This is a genomic window from Kroppenstedtia guangzhouensis (genome assembly GCF_014637345.1).
GTDB lineage: Bacteria > Bacillota > Bacilli > Thermoactinomycetales > DSM-45169 > Kroppenstedtia > Kroppenstedtia guangzhouensis.
In genome coordinates, this window is sequence record NZ_BMEX01000004.1 from 297992 (window position 1) to 322543 (window position 24552).

Annotated in this window: 24 protein-coding genes and 2 pseudogenes; 19 read left to right on the forward strand and 7 right to left on the reverse strand. The window is 54.8% G+C overall.

Annotated features, from left to right (window positions below; all coding sequences use genetic code 11):
* Positions 1–45 precede the first annotated feature (45 nt).
* Positions 46–1269, forward strand: a complete 1224-nt coding sequence (locus tag IEV46_RS08020; protein WP_188431746.1) for an MFS transporter — start codon at positions 46–48, stop codon at positions 1267–1269.
* A 105-nt stretch (positions 1270–1374) separates the two neighbouring features.
* Here IEV46_RS08020 and IEV46_RS08025 read toward each other — a convergent pair whose 3' ends face one another.
* Positions 1375–2079, reverse strand: coding sequence for a Crp/Fnr family transcriptional regulator (locus tag IEV46_RS08025; protein ID WP_188431748.1), 705 nt, complete (start codon positions 2077–2079; stop codon positions 1375–1377).
* A 739-nt stretch (positions 2080–2818) separates the two neighbouring features.
* Between IEV46_RS08025 and IEV46_RS18045 the strand changes: the two genes are divergently transcribed.
* The 5 genes from IEV46_RS18045 (at position 2819) to IEV46_RS08045 (ending at position 4742) form a co-directional block, all read left to right on the forward strand.
* Entirely contained in the window at positions 2819–2980 is a 162-nt protein-coding gene (locus IEV46_RS18045) for a hypothetical protein (RefSeq protein WP_229735978.1), read from the forward strand.
* 86 nt (positions 2981–3066) lie between these two features.
* Positions 3067–3285, forward strand: a complete 219-nt coding sequence (locus IEV46_RS18050) for a tripartite tricarboxylate transporter permease (RefSeq protein WP_229735996.1) — start codon at positions 3067–3069, stop codon at positions 3283–3285.
* 232 nt (positions 3286–3517) lie between these two features.
* Complete coding sequence (locus IEV46_RS08035) at positions 3518–3772, forward strand: spore coat associated protein CotJA (RefSeq protein WP_188431750.1); 255 nt, start codon at positions 3518–3520, stop codon at positions 3770–3772.
* Positions 3747–4025: a spore coat protein CotJB gene (locus tag IEV46_RS08040; protein WP_188431752.1), complete on the forward strand. Its 279-nt coding sequence runs from the start codon at positions 3747–3749 to the stop codon at positions 4023–4025. The genes IEV46_RS08035 and IEV46_RS08040 overlap by 26 nt, the downstream gene beginning before the upstream one ends.
* A gap of 147 nt (positions 4026–4172) precedes the next feature.
* Entirely contained in the window at positions 4173–4742 is a 570-nt protein-coding gene (locus IEV46_RS08045; protein WP_009711645.1) for a manganese catalase family protein, read from the forward strand.
* Positions 4743–5016: 274 nt separating this feature from the next.
* Here IEV46_RS08045 and IEV46_RS08050 read toward each other — a convergent pair whose 3' ends face one another.
* Positions 5017–6105 (reverse strand): acyl-CoA dehydrogenase family protein, encoded by a 1089-nt coding sequence (locus tag IEV46_RS08050; RefSeq protein ID WP_188431754.1) that lies wholly within the window; start codon positions 6103–6105, stop codon positions 5017–5019.
* Positions 6106–6173: 68 nt separating this feature from the next.
* Positions 6174–8312: a DNA helicase RecQ gene (gene recQ / locus IEV46_RS08055; protein WP_188431756.1), complete on the reverse strand. Its 2139-nt coding sequence runs from the start codon at positions 8310–8312 to the stop codon at positions 6174–6176.
* Positions 8313–8777: 465 nt separating this feature from the next.
* Here recQ and IEV46_RS08060 point away from each other — a divergent pair, with 465 nt between their 5' ends.
* From IEV46_RS08060 to sfsA, 10 genes are all read left to right on the forward strand, one after another.
* On the forward strand, positions 8778–8936 hold the full coding sequence (locus IEV46_RS08060; RefSeq protein WP_188431758.1) for a hypothetical protein: 159 nt from the start codon (positions 8778–8780) through the stop codon (positions 8934–8936).
* The gene (locus tag IEV46_RS08065) at positions 8933–9220 is read left to right on the forward strand and encodes a hypothetical protein (RefSeq protein WP_188431760.1); all 288 of its coding nucleotides are present in this window, start codon (positions 8933–8935) and stop codon (positions 9218–9220) included. Before IEV46_RS08060 ends, IEV46_RS08065 begins: the two co-directional genes overlap by 4 nt.
* Before the next feature lie 138 nt (positions 9221–9358).
* Positions 9359–9529 (forward strand): MBL fold metallo-hydrolase, encoded by a 171-nt coding sequence (locus IEV46_RS08070; protein WP_188431763.1) that lies wholly within the window; start codon positions 9359–9361, stop codon positions 9527–9529.
* Positions 9526–9738 carry a hypothetical protein gene (locus tag IEV46_RS08075; protein ID WP_188431765.1) on the forward strand — a complete coding sequence of 71 codons (213 nt, stop codon included), beginning with the start codon at positions 9526–9528 and terminating at the stop codon, positions 9736–9738. Before IEV46_RS08070 ends, IEV46_RS08075 begins: the two co-directional genes overlap by 4 nt.
* A 131-nt stretch (positions 9739–9869) precedes the next feature.
* On the forward strand, positions 9870–10328 hold the full coding sequence (locus IEV46_RS08080) for a VOC family protein (protein ID WP_188431767.1): 459 nt from the start codon (positions 9870–9872) through the stop codon (positions 10326–10328).
* A complete protein-coding gene (locus tag IEV46_RS08085; RefSeq protein WP_188431769.1) occupies positions 10328–12073 on the forward strand; it encodes a Rieske (2Fe-2S) protein in 1746 nt (581 codons plus the stop codon). Before IEV46_RS08080 ends, IEV46_RS08085 begins: the two co-directional genes overlap by 1 nt.
* A complete protein-coding gene (locus IEV46_RS08090; RefSeq protein ID WP_188431771.1) occupies positions 12057–12230 on the forward strand; it encodes a VOC family protein in 174 nt (57 codons plus the stop codon). The genes IEV46_RS08085 and IEV46_RS08090 overlap by 17 nt, the downstream gene beginning before the upstream one ends.
* A 27-nt stretch (positions 12231–12257) precedes the next feature.
* Positions 12258–12551: a glyoxalase/bleomycin resistance/dioxygenase family protein gene (locus IEV46_RS08095; RefSeq protein WP_188431773.1), complete on the forward strand. Its 294-nt coding sequence runs from the start codon at positions 12258–12260 to the stop codon at positions 12549–12551.
* Positions 12552–12709: 158 nt separating this feature from the next.
* Positions 12710–14365, forward strand: coding sequence for an RNA polymerase sigma factor (locus IEV46_RS08100; protein WP_188431775.1), 1656 nt, complete (start codon positions 12710–12712; stop codon positions 14363–14365).
* Positions 14366–14607: 242 nt separating this feature from the next.
* Positions 14608–15369 (forward strand): DNA/RNA nuclease SfsA, encoded by a 762-nt coding sequence (gene sfsA, locus IEV46_RS08105; RefSeq protein ID WP_188431777.1) that lies wholly within the window; start codon positions 14608–14610, stop codon positions 15367–15369.
* 373 nt (positions 15370–15742) lie between these two features.
* On the opposite strand, the pseudogene IEV46_RS18055 reads toward sfsA, so the two are convergent.
* Both IEV46_RS18055 and IEV46_RS18340 read right to left on the reverse strand, forming a co-directional pair.
* A pseudogene (locus IEV46_RS18055) lies at positions 15743–15856 on the reverse strand (DivIVA domain-containing protein); the annotation flags it as partial.
* A gap of 63 nt (positions 15857–15919) precedes the next feature.
* A pseudogene (locus IEV46_RS18340) lies at positions 15920–16042 on the reverse strand (DivIVA domain-containing protein); the annotation flags it as partial.
* Between the two features lie 438 nt (positions 16043–16480).
* Between IEV46_RS18340 and abc-f the strand changes: the two are divergent.
* From abc-f to IEV46_RS08125, 3 genes are all read left to right on the forward strand, one after another.
* Positions 16481–18121: a ribosomal protection-like ABC-F family protein gene (abc-f, locus tag IEV46_RS08115; RefSeq protein ID WP_188431781.1), complete on the forward strand. Its 1641-nt coding sequence runs from the start codon at positions 16481–16483 to the stop codon at positions 18119–18121.
* A gap of 510 nt (positions 18122–18631) precedes the next feature.
* Positions 18632–19720, forward strand: a complete 1089-nt coding sequence (locus IEV46_RS08120; protein WP_188431783.1) for a PQQ-dependent sugar dehydrogenase — start codon at positions 18632–18634, stop codon at positions 19718–19720.
* 76 nt (positions 19721–19796) lie between these two features.
* Positions 19797–21242, forward strand: coding sequence for an NAD-dependent succinate-semialdehyde dehydrogenase (locus IEV46_RS08125; protein WP_188431785.1), 1446 nt, complete (start codon positions 19797–19799; stop codon positions 21240–21242).
* 39 nt (positions 21243–21281) lie between these two features.
* Here the strand turns inward: IEV46_RS08125 and IEV46_RS08130 are convergent, their stop codons facing one another.
* Together IEV46_RS08130 and IEV46_RS08135 are read right to left on the reverse strand one after the other, a co-directional pair.
* Positions 21282–22670: a (Fe-S)-binding protein gene (locus tag IEV46_RS08130; protein ID WP_188431787.1), complete on the reverse strand. Its 1389-nt coding sequence runs from the start codon at positions 22668–22670 to the stop codon at positions 21282–21284.
* A complete protein-coding gene (locus tag IEV46_RS08135) occupies positions 22670–24079 on the reverse strand; it encodes an FAD-binding oxidoreductase (protein WP_188431789.1) in 1410 nt (469 codons plus the stop codon). The genes IEV46_RS08130 and IEV46_RS08135 overlap by 1 nt, the downstream gene beginning before the upstream one ends.
* Positions 24080–24552 lie beyond the last annotated feature (473 nt).

The following is a 24552-nucleotide window of genomic DNA, read 5'->3' on the forward strand; positions in this document are numbered from 1 at the left end:
CCCCCTGTGTTCACCTTCAATATGGACATAAGGGGTTATGTGAATATGCAATCATCCATTGCTTATCGGATGTACCTTCTCTATATGGGAGTTACCGCCGCTTTGTTTGCGCTCTATTCCACAGTCGCCTCCGTGTATCGGATCCGGGAGGTGGGATTGGATGCCGTTGAACTTTTATGGGTGGGATTTGCTCTGGAGATCAGTTGCTTCCTGTTTGAGATTCCCACGGGAGTAGTGGCGGATCTCCACAGCCGCAAGCGTTCCCTGGTGATAGGTCTGGTGCTGATCGGAACGGGCTTTCTGCTGGAGGGGAGTGTTCCCGTGTTTTTCGCAGTAATCGGTGCCCAAGTGTTGTGGGGGATCGGTTACACCTTTCTCAGCGGTGCGGACCAGGCATGGATCGCTGATGAATTGCAGACGAATCGTCTGGAAGGGGTGTATCTGCGGGGAGCCCAAGTGGCTCAGCTGTTCACCTTGGTCGGGATGCTGGCAGGCACTTTTCTGGCGGTGTTCTCTCTCCCGTTGCCGCTCATGGTGTCAGGTGGACTCTACATCAGTTTTGCTTTGATTGTCGCTCTTTTCTTTCCTGAAACCCATTTCACCCCGTCTTTTGATCGGAGCGGGAACACCTGGAAAGGGATGTGGATCACCTTTTTTGCAGGTCTGAAGGTGGTTCGCAGAAGCCCTGTCTTGTTTACGGTTCTGGGCATCGGGCTTTTCCACGGACTGTACAGTGAAGGATTTGACCGTCTGTACACTCTCCACTTTCTGGAGAACTTCCAGTTCCCCCAATGGGTGGAGGCTCCGGAAGTGGTCTGGATCGGAGTGATTGACGCCTGTGCGATGGTGATCAATATTCTGGTGGTGGAATGGATCCGGCGGCGGTTGGAGTCGACCGGGCGGCTGGAGAAGGTGGGGCTGTTATTGGGAATCAACGTTCTGTTGGTGGCCGCCATCTTCGCCTTCGCTGTGGCAGGAGCCTTTTGGATGGCCCTGGCCGCTTACTGGCTCACCTATATCCTTCGGGGTACCAACCAGCCGATCTACAACGCCTGGATCAATGAACAGATCCGGGAATCCCGTCTTCGGGCCACAATCCTCTCCACACAGGGACAGGTACATGCCCTCGGGGAAATCTTCGGCGGCCCTCTCGTCGGTGCCATCGTCTGGAAAACTTCGGCACTGTGGGGGCTGATCGCCTCCAGCACCATTCTGGCACCGGCGGTGTTCCTGTATCTTTTTCTGTGGAAAAAGGTGACCGAAAAATAAAAGAGGATGAATGGGAAGGCTCCGGAAGAGGGCCTTCTCTTTTTGCCTGACCGCTGTGTAATCCACTACCTGAAGAAAGTGATCATAGACAAACGGGAAAAGGGATCAGATGACACATACCTCTCGGGGGCAGTTTTCGCAATGGGCGATCTCACGCAAGCGATCGGGATCGATGATCACCAGATGTCCGCGTTGAATATGGAGGACCTTCTGTGCTTTCAATTCATTCAACAGGCGATTGACCCGTTCCCGTGATGCGCAGATGAACCGGGCCAGATCCTGGTGGGTCAATCGGGTTCGGATCCGGATTCCTTCATCGGTTTTTTCGCCACAGGAATGGATGAGACGTAGCAAAGTGGAGCAAAGAGCCCCCGTTTTTCCATGCATCATCAAATCCCGCAGTTTGGATTGATAGATTCTTTGTTCCAATGCCATCCACTCCATGAATCGAATGGAGAGGTCGGGGTGTTCATAGAAGAGCTCCTCCAGGCCCGTTTGGGAAAGAATTCCCACGGTGGTGTTTTCATGAGCGATCAAGTGTACGGAATGACCGTATGGACTGAATCCCCCGACAGCTCCTGCCAGCTCGCCGGCCTGTTTGAGGGACAAAATAAAAGGATCGCCGTCTTCTGTGAACTTCACCTCTTTTACACAGCCCTCTTCAATATAAAAGAGATGTCCACCCCATGAATGATCTTCGTTGATACACTCTCCTTCCGGGATCTTTCCCCGGGTCATCCGTTCCCGGATCCATTGAAATTGTTTCGGTGTGAAATATGATGGAAAGCTCTTTTTGGTGACCATGTTCATTTTCCATCCACCTTTCTGTACACCTTTTTCTCCAGTGTACCTGTTTGCGCCCCTGTATGGACGGCCGATTACCAAACGGTTTGTATCATTTTTCATAAATGAATCCACTGTGTTCGTTGTTCTGTTGCAACAAGGACAAACAAAGTTCATATTCCCGGGACTGAATGTGAATTGTTTCATAAATGTCCTTCTCGCGTGGAATCCCTGTTTCTGAGTCGATTTCAGTTTCGGTCACCATCTATCATTTCTTGTTTTGTTCCTTTGATCTTGGCAATCATGGAAATCAGGTCCAAGACTAAGGACCCGTAATACCGAAAGATGGCCGATCTTTAGGGAAAATTATTTGCCATCAACTTTACTCGGAGTGGTCACCGGGATCACCATGGAGGTTCAGTTCAAGGGCAAGCATTCCTATAACATATCGTCGATCCCCGTTGTGCTCCGATTCCGGGGTTTTTCTTATTTTGGCTATTTTCATCTGAACAACGGATGAGCTTTTGCCGGGGTTTGATTCAGGTGAAGATGTTTTTTGGTGAAATTAGCATGAAGATATGAGAGGGGACCACATATCTTATTTCAGATGCGAATTTCGGAGAAATCCCAAAGGCAGATCACCTATATGATTACTTTTGAGGCCGGGGGTCAGTCGGATGTGGAAGCCAGAAGGCAACATCCTCTCTTGGAAAACGAGCTGGGCTAGCCCGTTGTCACCACTTATAAACCGGGTGGGGGCGGCTCAGTGGGATGGACCCCTGTCATCGATCGCGGGGTGGGAGTGCCTGCGGGTACACCGGCTCCCGTGGTCCAACGTTTGGAAGAAGATTTTCTCCAGATCGCTCGCAACGACAAAATCAAAGAACAGATGATCTTCGATGGTTTTTCCCTGACTCAAAAAGGGTAGGCGGAGCAAGCCTTGGTTACCGCAGCTTTCAGCTCGGGGGTCGGCGGCGTGGCGGGGGGATCTCCCTTCTCTTTTTGTCTCTGTTATTGGCGGATCTGGCTTTAAATTTTGGTCCGCCGGAGTTCTTTTGGGTGGCTATCTTCGGTCTCACGGTGATTGCCACCCTGTCCTCCCGTTCCTTGAAGGGATTGACTGTCGGGGCTTTCGGACTGTTGTTGAGCACCGTGGGAATTGCCCTCGTCGGGGGTGATTCCCGCCTGGACATGGCAGGGTACGTCGCTTTGATTCCTTGGCTGTTTTTTTGACTGCCATCATGTTGTTCACAGGTACAGTTACTTGGTTCCTTTCCCGAAGGGAAAGGAATTTCCAGGGTTTCGCAGTGTCCCTTCTGATCGGTGTCTTTTTTTACTCGGTGTTCCGTTGGATCTTTGGGGTGCCTTTTCCTGAGGGATGGTTGATTTGAGCTAGGGTTTTCGTTCTAAGCTGTGGTTCGCCGAATATATAAAGTGAAGAGAGAGTGGAAGGAGGGTGAAGAGTTTGTTCACCTACCGGAAGGCCTACCGACCTTATATCAGCCCCTGGGACCCCTGCCCGCCGCTGCTGGTGAAAACATATGAAACTCCTCCACAGCTGTACATGGGATTTCAACCTATGGGTCTGCCTCAGTTTAATTCCAGAGAGGCTCTGCGACGGGGGACGTTGTGGCCGGCGTTGTTCGCTCCATACACCAACCCGTACAAAGATGCCAAAGGAGGTGTCTGTGACGATGGGGGGACCCCGATGGACGGATGAGCAGAAAAAAGCATATTACAAGCTGATGAAGGAGATTCAAACTGTGGACTTTGTGCTGGTGGAATTGAATCTCTATTTGAATACCCATCCCGATGACCAGCAGGCTGTGCAGCAGTACAACGAATTCGTCCAGCGGAGCGCCGCTTTGAAAAACCGGTTCCAGTCCATGTTTGGACCCTTGTACGGTTTCGGAAACAGTTACGCCACCTGTCCATGGTCTTGGAAAGAGGCTCCCTGGCCCTGGCAGGTTTAGAAGCGTTGTGATTTAGTGCATTCTTGGACGGTCGGGATTGGGTTTCACATTCCGCTCCGGTTGTTCTTACGAGCCAAAGTCACTCCATGTGAAACCCAACCCTCCCTGTAAACGGCTTTTTCACAATGCTTTTAGGAGGTATTCATCTTGTGGGTTTATGAGAAAAAACTGCAGTATCCGGTGCGGGTCAGTAAATGCGATCCCCGGATGGCCAAATTTCTGATCGAGCAATACGGCGGAGCCGACGGGGAACTGGCGGCAGCCCTCCGCTATCTGAACCAACGCTACACCCTGCCTGATCAGGTGATCGGAATCGTCAATGATATCGGTACGGAAGAGCTGGCCCACCTGGAGATGATCGCCACCATGGTCTACAAATTGACCAAGGACGCCACCGCGGAAGAAATGAAGGAGGCGGGCCTCGGTGCCCACTATGCGGACCACGACAAGGCCTTGTTCTTCCACAATGCGGCGGGGGCCCCCTTCACTGCCACCTATTTTCAGGCCAAGGGGGATCCCATCGCGGACCTGTACGAGGATATCGCGGCGGAGGAGAAAGCCCGTTCCACCTACCAATGGCTGATCAACATGACAGATGACCCCGATCTGAAGGACGGCCTCCAATTCCTGCGGGAGCGGGAAGTGGTCCACTCCCAACGGTTCCGGGAAGCGGTGGAGATTCTCAAGGAGGAGCGGGGGGCAAAGAAGATATTCTGAAAGTCCACGGCCACTGCCTGTGGGCTTTTTTGTGTTCCGGATGAACGGATCCGCGTCGGATCCAGAAAAAGGGCCTCTGCCATAGACAGGGCCCTTTGAACGGAGGATTAGGGCGTGTCTGGTAATTCAATTTTTCGTGGAATGTGAGACGTTGTGAGAGTAACAGAGGGAGGGTTGGGTTTCACATGGAGTGATTTTGGATCGTCAGAACAACGAAAACGACATGTGAAACCCAATCCCGACCGACTCGGCCCAGAGATTTATCAGACACACCCTAGTCCTTATTTGTGATGTCTATCTCCCGAAACGGGATCAGCAGGGTGTGCTGGCAGGCGGTTTGCAAATCCCGCCAGGTGCGGTTGACGGGGGCCTCCTCCATCACTGCCTGGATTCCGAGAAAGGGGAAGATGGATCCGGCACATCGCAGGACGGCCTGGGCGGTCTCCTGGCACTTGAGGCTGATCTGTTGTTGCCCCTCTTCAGTGAGGGGTTGTTGACGGAGATGTTGCGCCCAGGAGTCATCCACGATTTTATAAAAGTCGTCCACTCTTCGGTTGAAGAGATGTTCCATCTCCTCTATCTTATCGTTCACAAAAGAGACCCGATCCGGGGAAGAGGTAGCCCAGGTGGCTCTGTTTTTTTCCAGGAGGTGGTTTGCTTCCTCCAGGAAGTGCCGGCCGATCCCGATGGCGGTTGCGGCAAAAGAGGCCTGGGCAAAGGGTACGAAGGGGTAGTGAAAGATCGGATCGTGGAAGTGAAATGGATTTTGCATGAGATCAAAGGTCATCGCCTCCGGCACAAACTCCTTTTCCACGGAGATGGAATGGCTGGCTGTCGCCTTTAGGCCGAAGGCATTCCAATCCTGATGGATCCGTACCTGCTCGGGCAAAAAGATGAAGGAGCGGATGTGGGATGCTGTCGATGTTTCGTTCTCGATAACGGCGTTGGCGGTGAAAATTGTAGCATGGGTGGAGCCGCTGCAATATTTCCACTGTCCGCTCACCACAAACCCGCCCTCCACTTGCTTGGCCCTGCCTGAGGGAAAGCCGCTGCCGGCGATCACCGCCTCTCTGTTCGAAAACAGAGTGTGGGATACCTCAGGTGAAATGGCTGAGGTGAAGAATCCTCCGCCGGAGCCGATACTGACCAGCCAACCCAGACTGCCATCGATCCAGGCGGTCTCCTCAAAGATTCTCAAGGCATCGGGCAGGGGAGTCATCTTTCCACCCAGTTCCCCGGGAACGAACAATTTGAACAGGTCGTGTTCATAGATAAAATCCAGGACTTGGGGAGTCGGTTCTCCGGTTTGTTCCATTTTGTGTGACTGCTCCCGGATCGCTTGTACTGTTTCTTCGTTGAACATGGTGAATCACCCTTTTGTTTTTGGATGTGTGGCTGGGTCATGGACTGGGTTCTTGCGGTACGGGATCCTCAGGATGAATCCGCCATTTTGGCCAATACGGCTTTGATTGCGGTATAGGTGATTTCTTCGGGCAATGATTCCTTGATCGGTTTGAGCAGGGTTCCGCCCACTTTTTCAATGGCCTGTCGGATCAGAGGTTCCTCTCCTTCGGGGATGAGCCGGTCCCAGTCCACCGGGTGGCCTTCCCCGGCGGCACGGATCAGATGTCCTTCCAAGGTGGTGGGAGAGAGTCCCCGTTCCCTGCTGATTTCATCCAGAGTCTTCCCTTCCTGCCATAAGCTCCAAGTAGTCAGGTGACTAGGTTGGGGACCGGATGGTTTCTCCGTTTGGAGGGTGGGGGCGACCTCCCTTTCACCGGAAGCGGGAGTAATTCCATGTTTTTCTACATACTCCCGGATAGTGGCGAGGAATTGGGCCCCGTACTTTTCCAATTTCTTTTCTCCCACCCCTTTGACCGCTCGCATGCTGTCCGGGTCCATGGGAAGTACCCGGGCCAGTTCGGTCAGAGTGCTGTCGGGGAAGATCATATAGGGAGGCACCTGTTCCGCTTCGGAGAGGGATTTCCTCAGTGCACGCAACTCCTCAAAGAGGTCCTTCCGGCGGGGAGTGGTCCGCTCCTTCGGCTTTTTCAACCGGAGCAACACTTGTCGCTCTCCCTTCAGCACTTCGACAGCGGCGGGAGTGAGGGATAAGGTGGGGTACTCGTCCTCGCTGAGGCGAAGATACCCTTCCGCCGCCAAGACCCGGATCCGATGGGTGATCTCCTTTTCGGAGTGGGAGCGGAGGAGACCATAGGTGGGAAGGGAATCGAAACCCAATTCCAACACCCGCTTGGCTTTGGATCCCTTCAGCACTTGGGCGGTCAGAGTGATTCCGAAACGTTCCCGCATGCGGCGGACACAGGAGAAAATCTTTTGCGCTTCCACCGTCACATCGGTCCGCTCCTCTTCAGCGGTACAGTTGCTGCAGGTGCCACAGGGATCTCTCGCTTCCTCCCCGAAGTAGCGAACGAATGTTTGTTGCAGACATTTTTGAGTATGGGCGTATCGGTATATTTCCTGCAGTTTTTGATGTTCCCTGCTTTTCAACTCCGGCGCCAGCTCCGACTGTTCGATCAGGTATTGCTGAGTGCGGATGTCCGCGGGATTGAACAGCAGTATGCAATCACTCTCTTCCCCGTCCCGGCCGGCCCGCCCCGCCTCCTGATAGTAGGATTCCAGGTTGCGGGGAACCTGACAATGGATGACGAAGCGGACGTTGGATTTGTCGATCCCCATTCCGAAGGCATTGGTGGCGACAATGGCTTGCACCCGGTCATAAGCGAAGTCTTCCTGGGCTTGTCGCCGCTCTTCCTCCGACAGACCGGCATGGTAGCGGCCCACTGCAAATCCCCGTTGCGTCAAAAAGCGGTGGAGTTTTTCCACATCCTTGCGTGTGGAGCAGTAGAAGATTCCGGGCTCTCCTGGATGCTCCTTCAGGTGTTTTACAGCAAAATCCCGCACATTTTCCCCGTGAAGGACGGAGAAGGAGAGGTTTTTTCTCTCCAATCCGGCGGCAAAGACGCGGTTGGGAGGAATGGAGAACAGCCGAGCAATATCTTCCCGAACTTCCCGGGTGGCAGTCGCTGTGAAGGCGGCGATCACCGGCCGGTGGGGCAGCTCTTCGAGCCAGTGTGCGATAAAGCGGTAACTGGGTCGGAAATCATGTCCCCACTGGGAGATGCAGTGGGCCTCATCCACAGTGACCAGAGAGAGGGGAACTTCCCGCAGCAGGGTTTGAAAACGGGGAGACTCCAGTCGTTCCGGCGCAACATAGAGAAGCTTGTAGACTCCCCGGGAGGCATCTCGCAGATGCTCTTGCATCTCCTCAAAGGAGAGGGTGCTGTTGATGCAGGCGGCGGGAATGCCCAGCTGGTTCAAATGATCCACCTGGTCTTTCATCAAAGAGATCAAGGGGGAGACCACCAGGGTCAACCCTTCCATCATCAGCGCGGGAATCTGGTAACAGATCGATTTTCCCCCACCGGTGGGCATGATGGCAAAGGTGTTGTGCCCGTCCAGAATGCTCTGGATGATCCACTCCTGTCCCGGGCGGAAAGAGGAGTAGCCGTAGTACCGTTCCAACAACTCCAGGGGTTTCAAAAACATGCTCCTTCCGTCTAAAGATCAGTTAGATCAGTTGTCCGCAGTATGAAACCATTATATCAAGGGGAGGGAAAGAGCGTACAGGAGATGGGGAAGAGGTGGTGGGTGAACGGGGGATTTTGGAAGGATATGATATTACCTCAGCTAAAATATCAACCATGGTCTGTGCATAGGTGATCTCCCACTTTCGGGTCCCGAGACTTTGGTCCCAATCCCGTTCCCCTTGCGGGCGGGGCTTTTTTTGTAGGGGAAGTTCAGCCTTCTTGCCGAAGAGAAAGGGCCTCCACTGCCCTTAGAATAAGGTTGAAGCCGGCGGATGACAAAGAGACGGTGATATTTCCCTCCACATCGATCTTGGAGTGACAAAGGATCGTTCTTCTGTCAATGGTTCTGCTGTTGACCCAAGTGGATTTGTTATCTGGAGATTACGGGATGAACAAGGGGATATAAAGGAGGAATGATCATGATGTGGCCGGACTGGATCTGGAAAGGGATGCAACACCAACAGCATACGAAATGGGCGAATCAGCATGGATGGAAGTTGAAGAGAAGAAAAAGTGTCGGATGCTTTACAAAGAAGAAATCACAGTAAACAGCTTGAGAGAAAAAAGGAGGATGATTCGATGAAATCCAACATCTGCATCACCTGTGGGACCTGCTATCCGCCTTCGGAGCAAGTGCCGAAGAATTGTCCGATCTGTGAAGATGACCGGCAGTATGTGCACCCGGAGGGACAGCAGTGGACCATTTCTGAGGAAATGGAGAAAGCGGGTTATCGAAACCGGTGGAGGGAGGTGGATCCGGGCCTGGAGGAGGTGGTGATGGAATCCGACTTTGCCATCGGAACGGGGGATGCTGTTGGAGACGGAAGCGGGCAATATCCTGTGGGATTGCATCACCCACCTGGATGAGGAAACCGTGAAGAAGATCCGAGAGCAAGGGGGACTGCAGGGGATCGCCATCTCTCACCCCCATTCTACAGCAATATGGATGGATGGGCCCGAACCTTCGATTGCCCCGTCTACATCCATGAGCTGGACCGGGAGTGGGTGCAAGGACCGAAGGAGCGGATCCGGTTCTGGTCCGGCGAGACACTGGAACTGGCGCCGGGGGTGACCATCGTTCGACTGGGAGGCCACTTTCCGGGGAGCGCTTTTCTGCATTGGGCCAAAGGGGCGGGGGGAAAAGGGAGCTCCCGACCGGAGATACCATCCATGTGACGGTGGGGAATGACCGGGTCAGCTTCATGTACAGCTTTCCCAACCTGATTCCCCTGTCGGCGCGGGAGATTCGGCGGATCCGTTCGGTTTTGGAAACTTGGGATTTTGAAAACATCCACGGCGCCTGGTCAGGAAAATCCATCTTCGGCGGGAGCAAGGAGATCGCACTTCAGTCAGCGGATCAATATTTGAAACTGCTGGAGGGCTGATGCACCTCAGACCATAGTCCGAGGAAAGGACCGGGAGGATTTCCGTTGTGAAGGTTCGTCCCTGGTGCCAAGGTGAAAAGGCTTCCTCCGCCGTATGCTAAGGATGGAAGGCCCCAAAAGGAGGGATCATCATGATTCGAGGTTTGTATGAAGCTCATCTGCCGGTGAGGGACCTTAAGCGTTCGATTTCTTTCTATGAAGGTCTTGGATTGGAACTTTACAAACGATATGAGAAAGTGGCTTTTTTCTGGATTGAGAAAGAGGTGAGCTGGCTCGGTCTGTGGGAGGGGGAAGAAGTGGAGACCCCTTACCATCCTTCCCTTCGCCATGTGGCTTTTCGGGTGGAATACGAAGAGCTCAGAAGGGCGAAGGAGTGGTTGGAGGAGAGAGGGATCCGGCCCCGGGAAGCCTTCGGTTTCAGACCATGGGAACCGATCGTCATACCGGATCAGGCCCATGGTATGCTCTACTTTGATGATCCCGATGGAAACAGCCTGGAGCTGATCACCCGGTTGCCGGGTCCGGAAATGGAAAAGCCGAAGATGTATCTGAGTGAATGGGAAAGAATCCGCAGAAGGGAGTCGATTTGATGACTGGTTGGGTACGCGCGGGATCGGTGGCTGAGGTGCAGGAACGTCCCCGGGTGGTGAAAGGAGGGGAAGCGGGAATTGCGGTCTTTTACCACGAGGGGGAGATTTTTGCCGTGGATAACCGTTGTCCCCACATGGGATTTCCCCTCCACACCGGGAGTCTGTGCGACGGGATTCTCACCTGTCATTGGCACCATGCGCGGTTTGATGTGAAGAGCGGGGGAACCTTGGATCCCTGGGCGGATGATGTCCCCACCTATCGGACCCGGGTCAGGGGTGGAGAGGTTTGGGTGGAGCCGATCCCCCGGCAAAACCGGAGTGTGGAGAAATACCGGATGCGCCTCAGGGAAGGATTGGAGCAGAATATCGGTCTGGTGATCGCCAAGGCCATCGTCGGGTTGATGGAGGCGGGGGAAGCGCCAGAGGAGATCGCCCGGATCGGAGTGGAGTTCGGCACCCGGCATCGGGCGGGAGGCTGGAGATCGGGGCTGACCATCCTGACGGCGATGCTAAATATCCTGCCCCGGTTGGATCATCGGGGACAGATCCTGGCTCTGTACCAAGGGTTGCTTCATGTGGCCCGGGAGAGTGCCGGGATGGGAACGCGCTTTTTGCTGGATCCTCTTCCCGCGGAGGAAGTGGATCTGGACCGGTTGGCCCGCTGGTACCGTCAGTCGGTGGAAGTTCGGGATATCCAGGGGGCAGAGCGGGTGTTGTTGACCGCGATTCAGGCCAGGGCGGACGAAAAGCGGTTGGCCGACATGATGCTGGCGGCGGTGACTGACCATTTTTACATGGATACGGGTCACGTGTTGGACTTTCACAACAAAGCCTTGGAGATCCTGGAGCGGATCGGTCCGGAATACCGGCCCCAGGTGCTCACCTCTTTGCTTCCCCAACTGTCCGGTGCGCAACGGAGTGAAGAGCTACACAACTGGCAATCCCCGGTGGATTTGGTGACTCCCTTGTTGGAAGCTTTCGATCGATTGCAGAAGATGAACTTTGGAGAGGAAGAGAATGGGATGGATGAAGGGGCGCTCCTGGAGCTGATGTTGGGGGAGGATCCCGCCCGGACGGTTCAGGAGATGACGGATGCACTGGAAAAGGGAATGTCGCCGGTCCGGCTGGCCCGGTTGGTTGCCCTGGCCGCTGCCAAGCGCATCGAAGAGTTTCATGTGCAAAACGATTTCAATGACTGGATTACTGTTCTCCATACCTTCACCCACGCCCACGCTGTTCACCGGAGTCTCGACCGCTCTTTCTCGGTGGAGTTGCTGAGGGCAGTTTATCACGGGGCGATGAGCGTCTATCTGGACCGATTCCTCAATATCCCCCGGGCCAAGGGGCCCAAGGGTGATCCGGAAGTGAAAGATCGGCCACAGGATCCGGAGGAGCTGCTCACTCTGTTGAACCAACAGCAACAGGTGGCGGAAGCGGCTGAATGGGTGGCCACCTATCTGGACCGGGGCGGGGAGAAGGGGCGGCTCTTCAACGTCCTGGGCCATGCCTTGTTGCGTGAGGATGCCGAATTTCATTCTTTTCAGATGGTGGAGGCGGCTTTCTCCGAACATGACAGCTGGGCACAGGAGAATTCCCCCTTGGCAGCGGAGGCGCAGCGGACGACGCTGTTGGCCACCGTCCGTTATCTGGCCGCCCACGCGCCCACCTCCCGGGAGCTCCCTCAAATCGCCCGGATCGCTTGGCGATTGCATCGGGGAGAGAAACTGTTTGAAGAAGAATATTGAACGGGAAATGGGAGTGGGATTTGATGTCAATCTCAGAGTGATGGAGAAGGGGTGGCCTGCTGAAATTCCTCTTCAAGAAAGGAATTGGGGAATGGCTGATTTTCGGGTGTTGGATCCCGATGGGGATTATTTGCGAATCACTTCACCGAAGTATTAAAAAGGGTTGGATCAGGAGGAATTCATGATGACGGACCGGCACCCCCTTATCCGGGGTCTGCATGCGGTGGTGCTGATTGTGAAGGATCTGGAGGAGCAGAAGATCGCTCTGTTTGCACAGGGGCACCATCGAGAGGGAACACAACGTCTGGAAGGTGCCGCTAAGGGGATCTCCCATCTGGAATTTACCATCGATCCCCAAGATGCACAAGCTTGGGACCGGAGATTGAAACAGGCCGGTTTCCACGCCTATCGAAGCAATTATGAAGATGCTGACGGCAATCTGTTTCACTTTGTGTTTGCAGCGTCCAAGGAGCAGTGAAGGAATGGATGGGTGCCTCTTGGGGGCACCCTTTTTTGTGCTATTCTCACTTTATACAGTTTTGATCTCCAATTTTTTTCGACCGGGTTGTAAGATTTTGATCCCTTCCGGCATCTGAAGAAAGAGACCATGCGACTACCGGACGAGGTGAGGAGTTCGTGAACAACGGGGATGGCAAGATCAGCGAGCAAGAGTGGGTGCGACGGGCCCGCGGAGGGGACCGGGAGGCCTTTGGAGAGTTGGTCCGCCTTCACCGGGCCCGGGCTTTCGGCTGGGCCCGATCCATGGCGGGAGACCCCCATCTGGCGGAGGATGTGGTGCAGGATGCGCTGGTGCGGGCGTTTTTGCAAATGGGATCTTTGCTGGATGAATCCCGGTTCCTCCCTTGGCTGAAGAGGATTGTCCACAACGAAGTGCGGATGAAATTGCGCCGGGGAGGTCCCCACGGCCGGGAACGCCCCTTCGGCGGGATGAAGATGAAAGGGGAGTCCCACGGTCCCGATCCCTCCAACCTGGAAGATATTTTGAACTGGCTCAGTCTGCGCCGGGAAAGGGAAGAGCCGGGCAGTGATCCGGAAGCCCTTTTCCTCAGACGGGAGTTGCTGGAGACGGTCCGATTGGTGCTCCGTTGTCTTAATCGGCGGGAACGGACGATGTTTGAGGCTTTTTTCTTCCGGCAGCTTTCTCCCGGCGAGATCGCGGAACTGTTATCCATGAGCCGGGGCCATGTGTACACCTCTCTTCACCGGATCAAGGAAAAGGTGCGTCGCGAAGGTTTCCGGCTGGAAATCCGGCCGTATCTTCAAACAAGGAAGGAGCAAGGACAGATGAGTAAAAAGAAGCTGCATCCCCCGCAACCGGGAGGCAGTTGGAATTCCTTTGTGGGTGCGTTGGGGGAGGCCTTGCGCTACACGGAGGGAGAGACATACAGCCTGATCGAGCTGATGGGATACACCGGGCAAGCCTTCCGGATTCAGGTTCACCCCGGGGATGTGGATGTGGCGGGGCCGACGGCCTATCTCTGGAAGCGGGTGATGGAGCGGGGGCTGTCCGGGATCGGGGTTCGGATGGGATACTGCGGGCCGGAGATCCCCAGCTATGAACCGCCCTCCGCCTGGGAGACGACGGATGCGCTCCGCCGTATTCACCAAAGTGTGGACCGGGGAGTGCCGGTGATCGGGTGGGATCTGTTCATCCCAGAGTTTGGACTGATCTACGGCTATGATGATGAAAAGGAAGAGCTGGACGCGGTGGATCCCAAAGCCCGGCGGAGTCTTCCCTATGACCGGTTGGGCAGGGGGAAGCTGAAGGAGTTGGCCCTGGTGACCATTGACGGTCGGGAAAGGGTGGAACCGAAAACCGCACTCCGGGGAGCCCTGCAGATGGCACTGGAGCATGGGGAAGGGAAAGAGCCCGCCATGCCTGGATACGTGCAGGGGATTGCCGCTTATTCAGCTTGGATCCAAGCCTTTCAGAAGGGGGGTGTCGATCCCTTCGGCAATGCCTACAACGCAGCAGTCTACGCTGATGCTCGTCAATATGCAACTCAGTTTTTGCTGATGTGGAGTGCCACCTGTCCGGAGCGGCCGACTGCACCCCAAGAGCAACTCCTCCTGGCCCGGGCCGCCACCTGCTATGCCCGGGTGGCTGAGTCCTTGGTGGAACTGCAAACGCTGTTTCCTTTCCCATCCGGAGGCCATCCCACCGGTCCCGAAGAGGCCCGGGTGGCGGTGAAGCTGCTGAAGGCGGCACGGGAGGCGGAGTCGGAGGGATTGCATCTACTCGGGGAGTTGTTGGAGAAGATCACAGACTGATACAGAACATGTGGAGTTACCTTTTCAGACGACGGGGAAGGTGGAGCGTTGCGGTATCGTGATGGACTTTACCAAATTCGGAGATAATAACCTCCGTTAAATGGAAACGGAGGTGTTTTAGATTTTCGACAAGGAAGAGGACGGTTGTATCAAGGTGGTACTGAAGCCCTGAATGCCGGAGGGTGTAGGGTGCGATTGGTTGATTTGCGGAAAAGGGAAGAATCGCGGATAATCGATATGTCATGTCAGAAGGTGGCGTGGCCATCCGGGACGACTGCCTGGTACTGACTCCCGAGATTGTAACAGAGGTGAGCCGATTGTCCGTTCCTTTGCAGGGGGCTCCTGTTCCGGCGGTCTTTGTGGATCGCCCCAACCGTTTTCAGGCAGTGGTTGAAATCGAGGGATGCCGGGAAACTGTTCACGTTCCCAATACGGGACGGATGGATGAGATGCTTTTCCCCGGCACCCCAGTGATGTTGGAGAAGTCGGATAACCCCCGTCGCAAACACCCTTACAGTCTGAAATTTGTCAACAAAAACAACCATTGGATCTGCATCCATTCCGCCTTGGCCAATCGGGTGTTCGAGGACGCCTTTTATGAGGGAAAGGTGGATTGGGTTCGTGGACCCTTGCAGCGGGAGGTCTCCTTCGGAAACAGCCGGATGGACTTTTCGATCGGGGAGGATCCTCCCACTCTGGTGGAAGTGAAATGCGTCACCTATGAAGAGGATGGAATCGCCATGTTTCCCGATGCCCCGACTCTGCGGGGGCAGAAACATGTGGAGGAATTGATCGCGGCTTTGGAAGAGGGGTATCGGACTGCTGTCGTCTTTATCGCCTTTATGGATTTTGTGCATCGGTTCACCCCTCATCGCCGCATCGATCCCTCCCTGGCAGAAAAGCTACGCAAAGCCCGGGATCACGGAGTGTTGATCAAAGCATACGCCTGTTCCATCTCCTTCCGGGAGATCTCGCTGGAGAGGGAACTCTCGGTTCAACTTTGAGAAAGAAGCCCTTCTGCGTGGAACGTGGAAGGGTTTCTTTTGATCTGCGAGGCACAGCGATGATGAAGGAGAGTCCCAAAAAAGGAGAAGAAGGAACTGTAACCGACATAAGAGCTCTCTTCAAGGCCGTAAAAACATACCCATCTAGAAATTTCGTGATTTGGTGCGTTCTTGAACCGTTGGGATGGGGTTTCACATTCTGGGTCCAAGTTCTTACGAATCAAAATCACTCCATGTGAGTTCCAACCCTCCCTGTGAAGGGCTTTTTCACAATGTTCCTGATTGCCGATTGTGTGAAACCTGATCAGGAAACCCCGGCCAAGATCTGCAACGGAACAGCTCCTTACTTGTGGCGGGTATGTAGTTATCACGCCTTCTCTTTTATCAATGGTTCCATGCTCTGAATCACACGGTCGAGGAAAACATTCACCTCATCCATATCATAACCTCTGAACTTGATCTTGAATTCCTGATTGTGAATTTCCATAGGGGAGAGTAACTGCTTGCCCTCTGCGGTCACCGGCACTCCTTGTTCCAATAACCAATCCGCTCTCTGAGTCATCGTTTCGTAAGTTTCGATCACTTGAATCATGTAAGCGTCCACCTCTTCCCGATCATATCCGCGAAAAGTCATACGAAACTCCTTGTTGTGAAGATCTAGTAATGTCAACATGTGATCCTCTCCCAAACATTTTAAGAAGTCGATAAATGAGGTAGTACAAGACTATTATATCAATTTCAGCACTTGGGAGGGGTAATCACCAGCCTCAGGTTTTTGTTGTGTCTGGGGGCAGTTCCGGATCTTGTCACTCCCTTGGATTTGGTTCAATCGATCCCTTGCGGATCCATTGGTGAATCGGGTAAAATAAAATCATCTGTTCACAGGAGGTGAAGGGAACGTGCAATTCGGTCAAATGGCTTGGTTCTGGCAAAAAGCCAATATTACCCATCGGTTTGCTGCACACGGGATTGGTATGCCCTTTTTCAGCCATTTGAATCGAAGGATGTGCACGTAAGGATTCCCTTCATTCGGATTTTGCGGAGGAATGATCAACCGCAGGTGGGGAGACCTTGCCTGCGGTTTTTTGTGTTCAAAAAAGGAGGAAAAATTATGATCTGTGCGGCAAACCAAGTGGGTAAAGTGATGGGCGGTAACCAGGTGTTAAAACGTGTCCGTTTTGAAATATCCTCCGGTGACCGGGTGGGATTGACTGGGCCCAACGGCTGTGGCAAGACCACCCTGCTGCGGCTGTTGGCCGGTGTGGAGAGGGTGGATGAGGGAGAGATTTTCATCAGAAAAGGAGCCCGGGTGGGTTATTTGGAGCAGATCCCCGATGCGGATCCGGCGGCGACCGTCTCCGATGTGTTGCGGCTTTCCTTCCGCGAGCTGTTCCGACTGGAGGAGAAGATGGAGCGATTGACGGAGCAGATGGCCGATCCCGGTTTGGGGGAATCGGAGTTGGAACGGGTGTTGCAACGCTATCAATCCTGTCGGGAGGCGTATGAGAAGCGGGGCGGTTACGAGGTGGAAACCAAGATCCGGAGGGTGGCCCACGGGTTGAACCTGTCAAAATCGATGCTGGCCCGGCCCTTCGGCCAATTGAGCGGCGGAGAAAAGACCAAGGTGGGCTTGGCCCGGATCCTGCTCATGGAGCCGGATCTGCTTTTGTTGGATGAACCGACCAACCATCTTGACCTGACAGCGATCGAATGGTTGGAGGAATATTTGTCCCAATACCGGGGAGCAGTGCTGATCGTTTCCCATGACCGGTATTTTCTGGACCGGGTTGTCACCCGGATGATCGACCTAGAGGGAGGGGAAGCCGTCCTCTATCAGGGAAACTATTCCTGCTTCCTGCAGGAGAAGGAAGAGCGATTGCTGGCGGAGTTTCATGCGTACCAGGAACAGCAGAAGAAGATCAAGAAAATGAAGGAAACCATCAAGCGGCTGCGGGAGTGGGCCAATCAGGCCCATCCGCCCAACGCCGGTCTCCACCGTCGGGCCTCCAGTATGGAGAAAGCCCTGGAACGGATGGAAAAACTGGACCGCCCGATGTTGGAACGGAGGAAGATCGATCTCTCCTTTGAGCAAAATCAACGGAGCGGGCGGGAAGTGTTCCAGTGTGAAGAGGTGTTCAAGGAGTATGGTGAGCAATTGGTCCTGGACGGGGTTCACCTCCAGGTCCGCTCCGGAGAGCGGGTGGCCATCGTCGGAACCAACGGCTCAGGCAAATCCACCTTGCTCCGGATTCTGATGGGGGAAGAATCGGCAGATCTCGGCGAGGTTGTAGTGGGACCGTCGGTAAAGGTGGGGTACCTTTCCCAACAAGGACGGGAGGGGGATCCGGACCAAACCGTTCTGGAAGCCTTTCGGGAAGAGGTGTCGGTGGAGGAGGGGAAGGCCCGTCACTTATTGGCCCGGTTTCTCTTTTACGGACACGGGGTTTTCCGCAAGGTTAGGGACCTGAGCGGTGGGGAGCGGATGCGGCTGCGCCTGGCCCAACTGATGCATCAGGATCTGAACGCTCTCATCCTGGATGAGCCGACCAACCACCTGGATATCGATTCCCGGGAAGCGCTGGAGGACGCTTTGGAGCGCTTCCCGGGAACGATCCTGGCCGTCTCCCACGATCGCTGGTTTCTCAACAAGCTGTTTGCCCCGGTGTATTGGTTGGAAGAGGGCAAACTGACCCGCTATGAAGGAGATTATGATGAAGCCAGGCGGAAGCGGCGGGAACTGAAACAGGATTGATCCTGTGGTGAGATAATGATCAACCCGGCAACCAACCTGAGATGAGTCGCCGGGTTTGTTCTTTGAAGGAGAAGTTAGGGGTGATCAATTCGATATAAGGGAAAGAAATCTCTTATGTTCCTCATCTGTCCACTGATCCACATAAGAACGCAAAACCTTCTCTGAAGGGTGGCTTATTTTTGTTGCAATCTTTAAAACCATTGATTACGGCAGATATATCATTTACGTCACCAAAAACAAAACAAACCAAGAGAAGCCAAAAATGAGGCTTCCTGATATTACGTTTCCGTCTGCAGCCGGGGGGGGGGGGGGGGGGGTTCCATAAATAATCATCGGTAAGCCCCGTGCCTGAATGATTCCCGCACGGGGTTTCCCCGGCAAGTGACAAAAATTCTTGCGGTTCATGATCATCTTATCCGTCGCCACTTTGCTCTTTTCCTGTCTCTGAAAGAGGAATCCAGTTCCCGAAGGGGAAATAACTTGTAAGCTTTGATCGGGAGGGAATTTCTTTTGAAAAAATGGATCCTGTTGATTCTGCTGTTGACGGTTTCCTGCAGTGGTCCTGAATCTTCCGGGAACCCGTCGGAGAAAAAAGAGGAGCCGAAACGTGTAGAGACCCGGAAGGAAAAAGGGGGGACAAGGGAGGTCGTGACCGGATTGCGGGTTCCTTGGTCCTTGGCGGTGACCAAAGAACATTTTTATATCAGCGAACGCGGCGGGGCTATCGTCGAAGTGTCCCGACCGGGGGGGAAACTGACACGGCAAAAGCTCAAGTTGAACAAGCAAGTGCATCATGAGGGAGAAGGGGGGTTTCTCGGAATTGCGCCACATCCCGGTTTTGAGAAGAATGGACTGCTGTATGCCTATCATACATACCGGGACGGGGGAAAGAGGCGAAACCGGGTGATCCTGCTGAAACGGGAGGCAGGAGTTTGGAGGGAAGAGAAAGCATTGTTGGAGAGGATCCCAGGTGGTTTTATCCACAACGGAGGAAGATTGGGAATCGGTCCCGACGGGAAATTGTATATCACAACGGGGGATGCGGGAGTGGAGAAGAACGCCCAGAACCTGGACAGTCTGGGGGGGAAGATTCTGCGCATGAACCTGGATGGCAACGTCCCGGAGGACAATCCCTTTCCCGGCTCCCTCGTCTACAGCTATGGACACCGAAATCCCCAGGGTTTGGCCTGGTCGGAGAAGGGGGATTTGTACAGTGCGGAACATGGTCCCTCCGGAGCCGAATCTGGCCGGGATGAGATCAATCGGATCGAAGCGGGAAAAAATTATGGATGGCCGGTGATCACAGGAAATGAAAAAAAGAAGGGGATGGTCTCGCCCCAGTACCAATCGGGGGGACAGACATGGGCCCCTTCAGGTTTGGCCCACCAGGATGGCAAGCTGTACATTGCTGGACTCCGCGGAGAACAAATACGCTTTTTTGCCACGGACAAAAACCGGACAGGGAAAATTTTCACCGGAAAGGGGCGCCTTCGGGACATCGTTGCTGTGGATGGGAGCTTTTACGTTCTGACCAGCAACACCGATGGAAGGGGAACCCCCCGAACAGGAGATGATCGGCTGTTCAAATGGACGCCGTGATTCTAAGTGGTGGCTCGGCATGGGGGAAGCTGCCGGGTCCTTCATGCAGACGAAGGGAAGAGAGGTTGATTGAAGGGTGAAACGATATGGATTGTTTATCGATGGCGGCTGGTTGGAAGCTTCCTCGGGAGCAACTTTCGATGTTCTGAATCCCGCTGACAGAACCTTGGTGGGTCAGGCAGCGGAGGGAAGTGCCGAGGACGTGAACAAGGCGGTGGATGCTGCGGCTCGTGCGTTTCCCGGCTGGTCCAAGAAAACAGCCCGGGAACGAAGTGAGCTGTTGACCAGGATCTACGACGGGATGATAAAACGAAGGGAAGAAATCGCGCGGCTGATGACGCTGGAACAGGGGAAGCCCCTGGGGGAGGCCCGGGGGGAGGTGCAGTACGCCGCTGATTTCTTCCTGTGGTATGCAGAAGAGGCCAAACGGATTTACGGAGAGACGATTCCGGCCAACTCCCCTGACAAGCGGATCTGGGTTTTGCGACAACCGATCGGTGTGACGGCGGCGATTACGCCCTGGAACTTCCCGGCGGCGATGATCACCCGCAAGGTGGCTCCGGCACTGGCGGCGGGTTGTACAATGGTGGCCAAGCCGGCGGAACAGACGCCGCTCACGGCTGCTCTGCTGGCAGAGATTATGCAGGAGGCGGGCCTTCCTCCCGGGGTTTTCAACCTGGTGACGGGTACCCGGGCGGAGGAGATCGGCGATGCGTTGTTGGCGGATCAACGGGTCCGGAAACTGACCTTCACCGGATCGACGGAAGTGGGCAAAACCCTGATGCGAAAAGCGGCGGACACTGTGAAACGGCTCAGCCTGGAACTGGGGGGACAGGCCCCCTACCTGGTTTTTGCAGATGCAGATCTGGAACAAGCGGCGATCGAGGTGACGGCCAGCAAGTTCCGCAATGCAGGGCAGACTTGTGTCTGTACCAACCGTGTTTACGTCCAGCACAGCATCAAAGAGGAGTTTGCCGCCATCCTCGCCCGTCATGCCCGAGAATTGAAGGTGGGCAACGGATTGAAGGAAGGGGTGCAGGTCGGTCCCCTGATCGATGAACAAGCTCTCGATAAAGTGGAAAGCCATGTCCGTGACGCCGTGGATCAGGGGGCCCGGGTATTGACCGGCGGCCGCAAACTTTGTCTTTCGGAACAAGAGACTGGTTGTTTCTATGAACCTACGGTTCTGCTGGATACGACGGAGCACATGCGGGTGGAACAGGAGGAAACCTTCGGCCCCGTACTGCCCATCCATGCTTTTGATACGGAGGAAGAAGCTCTGGCCCTCGCTAACAATACTCCATTCGGACTGGCCGCTTATCTCTACACCCGGGATCTCTCCCGCGCCGTCCGCGTTTCCGAAGGGTTGGAGTATGGAATCGTCGGCATCAATGACGGGATGCCTTCGACAGCCCAGGCTCCCTTCGGCGGTGTGAAGGAAAGCGGCCTCGGCAGAGAGGGAGGCCGCTGGGGAATCGAAGAGTATCTGGAAGTCAAGTACGTCTCCGTCGGATTGAAGTGACAAGTGGAATGGATCTTGTGAAAAGTGACCCGTGCAGGGTCACTTTTCATTTTGGTCAGAGGGGATCTTCCTCTTCCCCGCCCCCTGGCGGATCGACTCTGCCAAAAAGTCGACGAGGTGGACAGCCTGCATGCGGTCTTCCAGACCGGCCCGTTGGATTCCCAGTTTCATCTGCAGGAGACAGCCGGGGTTGGTAGTGACGAGGAACTCGGCCCTTGACTCCTTTACGTGTTCCATTTTTTCGTCAAGGAGGCTCATCGATGTCACCGGTTGCGTCAGGTTGTAGATGCCGGCGGAGCCGCAGCAGCGGTCCGATTCAACCAGTTCCACGTACCGGGTTCCCGGAATGGCGGAGAGGAGCCGGCGGGGTGCTTCAGAGACCTTCATCCCGTTTCGCAAGTGGCAGGAATCCTGGTAAGTGACGCAGGCATTCACTTCACCCAGGGGTAAGGGGCTGCCTGCAACCAACAGTTGGCTGATATCACGGATCCGATCGGCAAACCAATGCGCCTCTTCTGCGTATTCAGGATCACCTCGCAACAGGTGAGGAATCTCCACCAGCTGAGCACCGCAACCGCCGGCGTTGCTGGCAATCCAATCGACTTCGGCCTCTTTAAAGGTGCGGAGATTGGCCCGGGCCAGCTCTTTGGCATGTTTTTCATCTCCGCCGTGGGCCTGAAGGGCGCCGCAACAGGTCTGTGTTTCAGGGATGACCACCTCGTATCCGGCAGCAGACAGCAATTCAGCGGTGTTACAGTTGGTCTTCGCAAATAACACATCCATGATGCACCCCCGAAACAAGCCGACCCGGCCGCGGGATCCCCCTTTGGAGGGAATGAAGGTGCCGGTGCGTTCCACTACACCTTTGGAACTGGCATAAGGCAACACTTTGTCCATCTGGCGGAGATGTTCGGGAAGAACCACTTCAGCCAGGCCACTGTGATGAAACAGCCTCTGAAGGCCCGATTTCTGATAGAAGGCGATCAGTGCCCCGGCAAGTTGGAGTTTGCTTCGACTGGAAAAGAAATGGCGGAAGAAAAAGTTTTCCATCCATCGAACACCACGGGAGCGGGGGGCGTACTCATGGATGGCTGCCCGGGACTGCTCCAGGAGACGGCCGAACTTCACATCCGCCGGACAGGCGGATTCACAGGCGCGGCAACCGAGACAATATTTCAGCTGATCCGCGAAGGACTCATCAGGGCTCATCAGACCGTCATTCACCGCTTTCATCAGGGCGATCCGCCCTCTGGGAGAAGCAGCCTCTCGTCCTGTCTCCCTGTAGGTGGGGCAGGCGGGCAGGCAAAAACCGCACCGCATACAGTGGGTCAGTTGGTCTTGATCCAGAGTCAACTTCAATTCCTTGCCCACAGCTTCCCAGGGTGATTCGGGCAGGGTCGATGAATTTTTCTTCGGTGCCGTTGCCATCAGTCTCCCACCCTTTCTGTCCGGAGGGTGTCGGCGAAGATCTTGCCAGGGTTGAGGATGCCTTGAGGATCAAAGGCTTTTTTGATCCCTTTCATCACTTCGATGGCGATGCGGCCCGTTTTCCACTCCAGATAAGGAGCCTTGGCCAACCCGACTCCGTGTTCTCCGGTGACGGTGCCGCCGAGGCGGATCGCCGCCGCAAAAATATCTGAGAAGGCCAGTTCTGCCCGCTCGATCTCCTCCGGATCCCGGGCGTCAGTCAACAGGGTGGGGTGGAGGTTGCCGTCACCGGCATGGCCGAAGGTGCAGATATTCAGTTGGTACTTGTCGGCAATCCGGTTGATCTCCCGCACCATGGGTGCAATTTCCGAACGGGGAACGGTGGTATCCTCCAGGATCAAGGTGGGGCGGAGGCGAGCCAAGGCGGCCAGAGCGTTGCGGCGGGCGGCCAACACCCGGGTCCCCTCCGCTTCCGTTTGGGCCATTTCCATATGGGTGGCCCCGGTTTCTTGACAGATCTTCCGGATTTGATGAATGTCGTTTTCCACGACGGCGGGCGGGCCGTCCTGTTCAATCAACAGAATGGCCGCCATCTCTTTGGGGAGTCCGATGTTGGCATACTCCTCCACCACCTGAATCGTTTTCTGATCCATAAATTCAAGGGTGCAAGGGATGATCCCCTCAGAGAGAATGCGGGAGACGGTGCGGGCGGCAGCGTCCAGATCGGTGTAATGGGCAACCATCGCCCGTCGGCTTTCGGGAAGGGGGATCAGCTTCAGTGTGGCTTCCGTGATGATGGCCAGGGTCCCCTCAGATCCCACCAGCAACTTGGTCAGGTCATAGCCGGCCACATCCTTGTAAAGTTTTCCACCGGTCCGGATCACCTCGCCGTTGGCCAAAACTGCTTCCAAACCGAGCACATAATCCTTGGTCGTCCCATACTTGAGGCCTCGCAGTCCACCGGAACACTCGGCAATATTGCCGCCGATGGTGGAGATCGCCATGCTGCTGGGATCCGGGGGATAGAAGAGTCCTTCCTTCTCCACCGTGTCATGAATCGTCTGGGTGTAGACGCCGGGTTGGACCGTGAGAGTGTGGTTATTCCGATCCAACTCCAGGATCCGGTTCATACGGGTCATCACCATCACCAGCCCTCCTTTGGAGGGTACCGTATCCGCACTCAAGTTGCTTCCCGAACCGCGCCCGACCACGGGTATGGAATAGTTGGAAGCAATGCGCAGGATTTTCTGCACCTCGCCTGTGGAAGCAGGATAGATCACACCGTCGGGAAGGGATTGGAACATGGGGGTCGCGTCATAGGAGTGGCTGATTCGACTCTCGGGATCCGTCCGAAACCGCTCCTCTCCCACAATCGCTGTCAGTTCCGCCTGGATTTCAGGAGTTATCATAGTGGGTCCCTCCCATTCGTTCACTAAAAGTTTTGTCATCTAGTGCTGGACAAGTCGGTCGGGATCGACTTTCACATTCCGGCACCAAAGTTCTGACGATCCAAAGACGCTCCATGTGAATCCCAACTCTCCCTGTGACATGTTTTTACCGTACTTCTGGCACTCTATTGTAAGTTATGGGAATCCACCTCAATGTTTGACTCTGGCATGCACGCCATAACGGATTGCTTTTTCCCTGGAATTCCAATCACCTCAAATAACACGTGTGGTGATTGTGGATTGGACCACCCTCGGCGGGACGGGTGAAACTGCGGTTTTTGACGGCACAGAGGAATGCTTCCAGCTGGTTGATCTCCATGGATCCTTCTCCCGGTTCGATTTGTTTTATCGATGGAACCTATCCATTACATTCGTTATATAGATGAATGGTCCTGCTGTAGACTAAAAAGGGGTTCAACATCGGCATTGAGTAT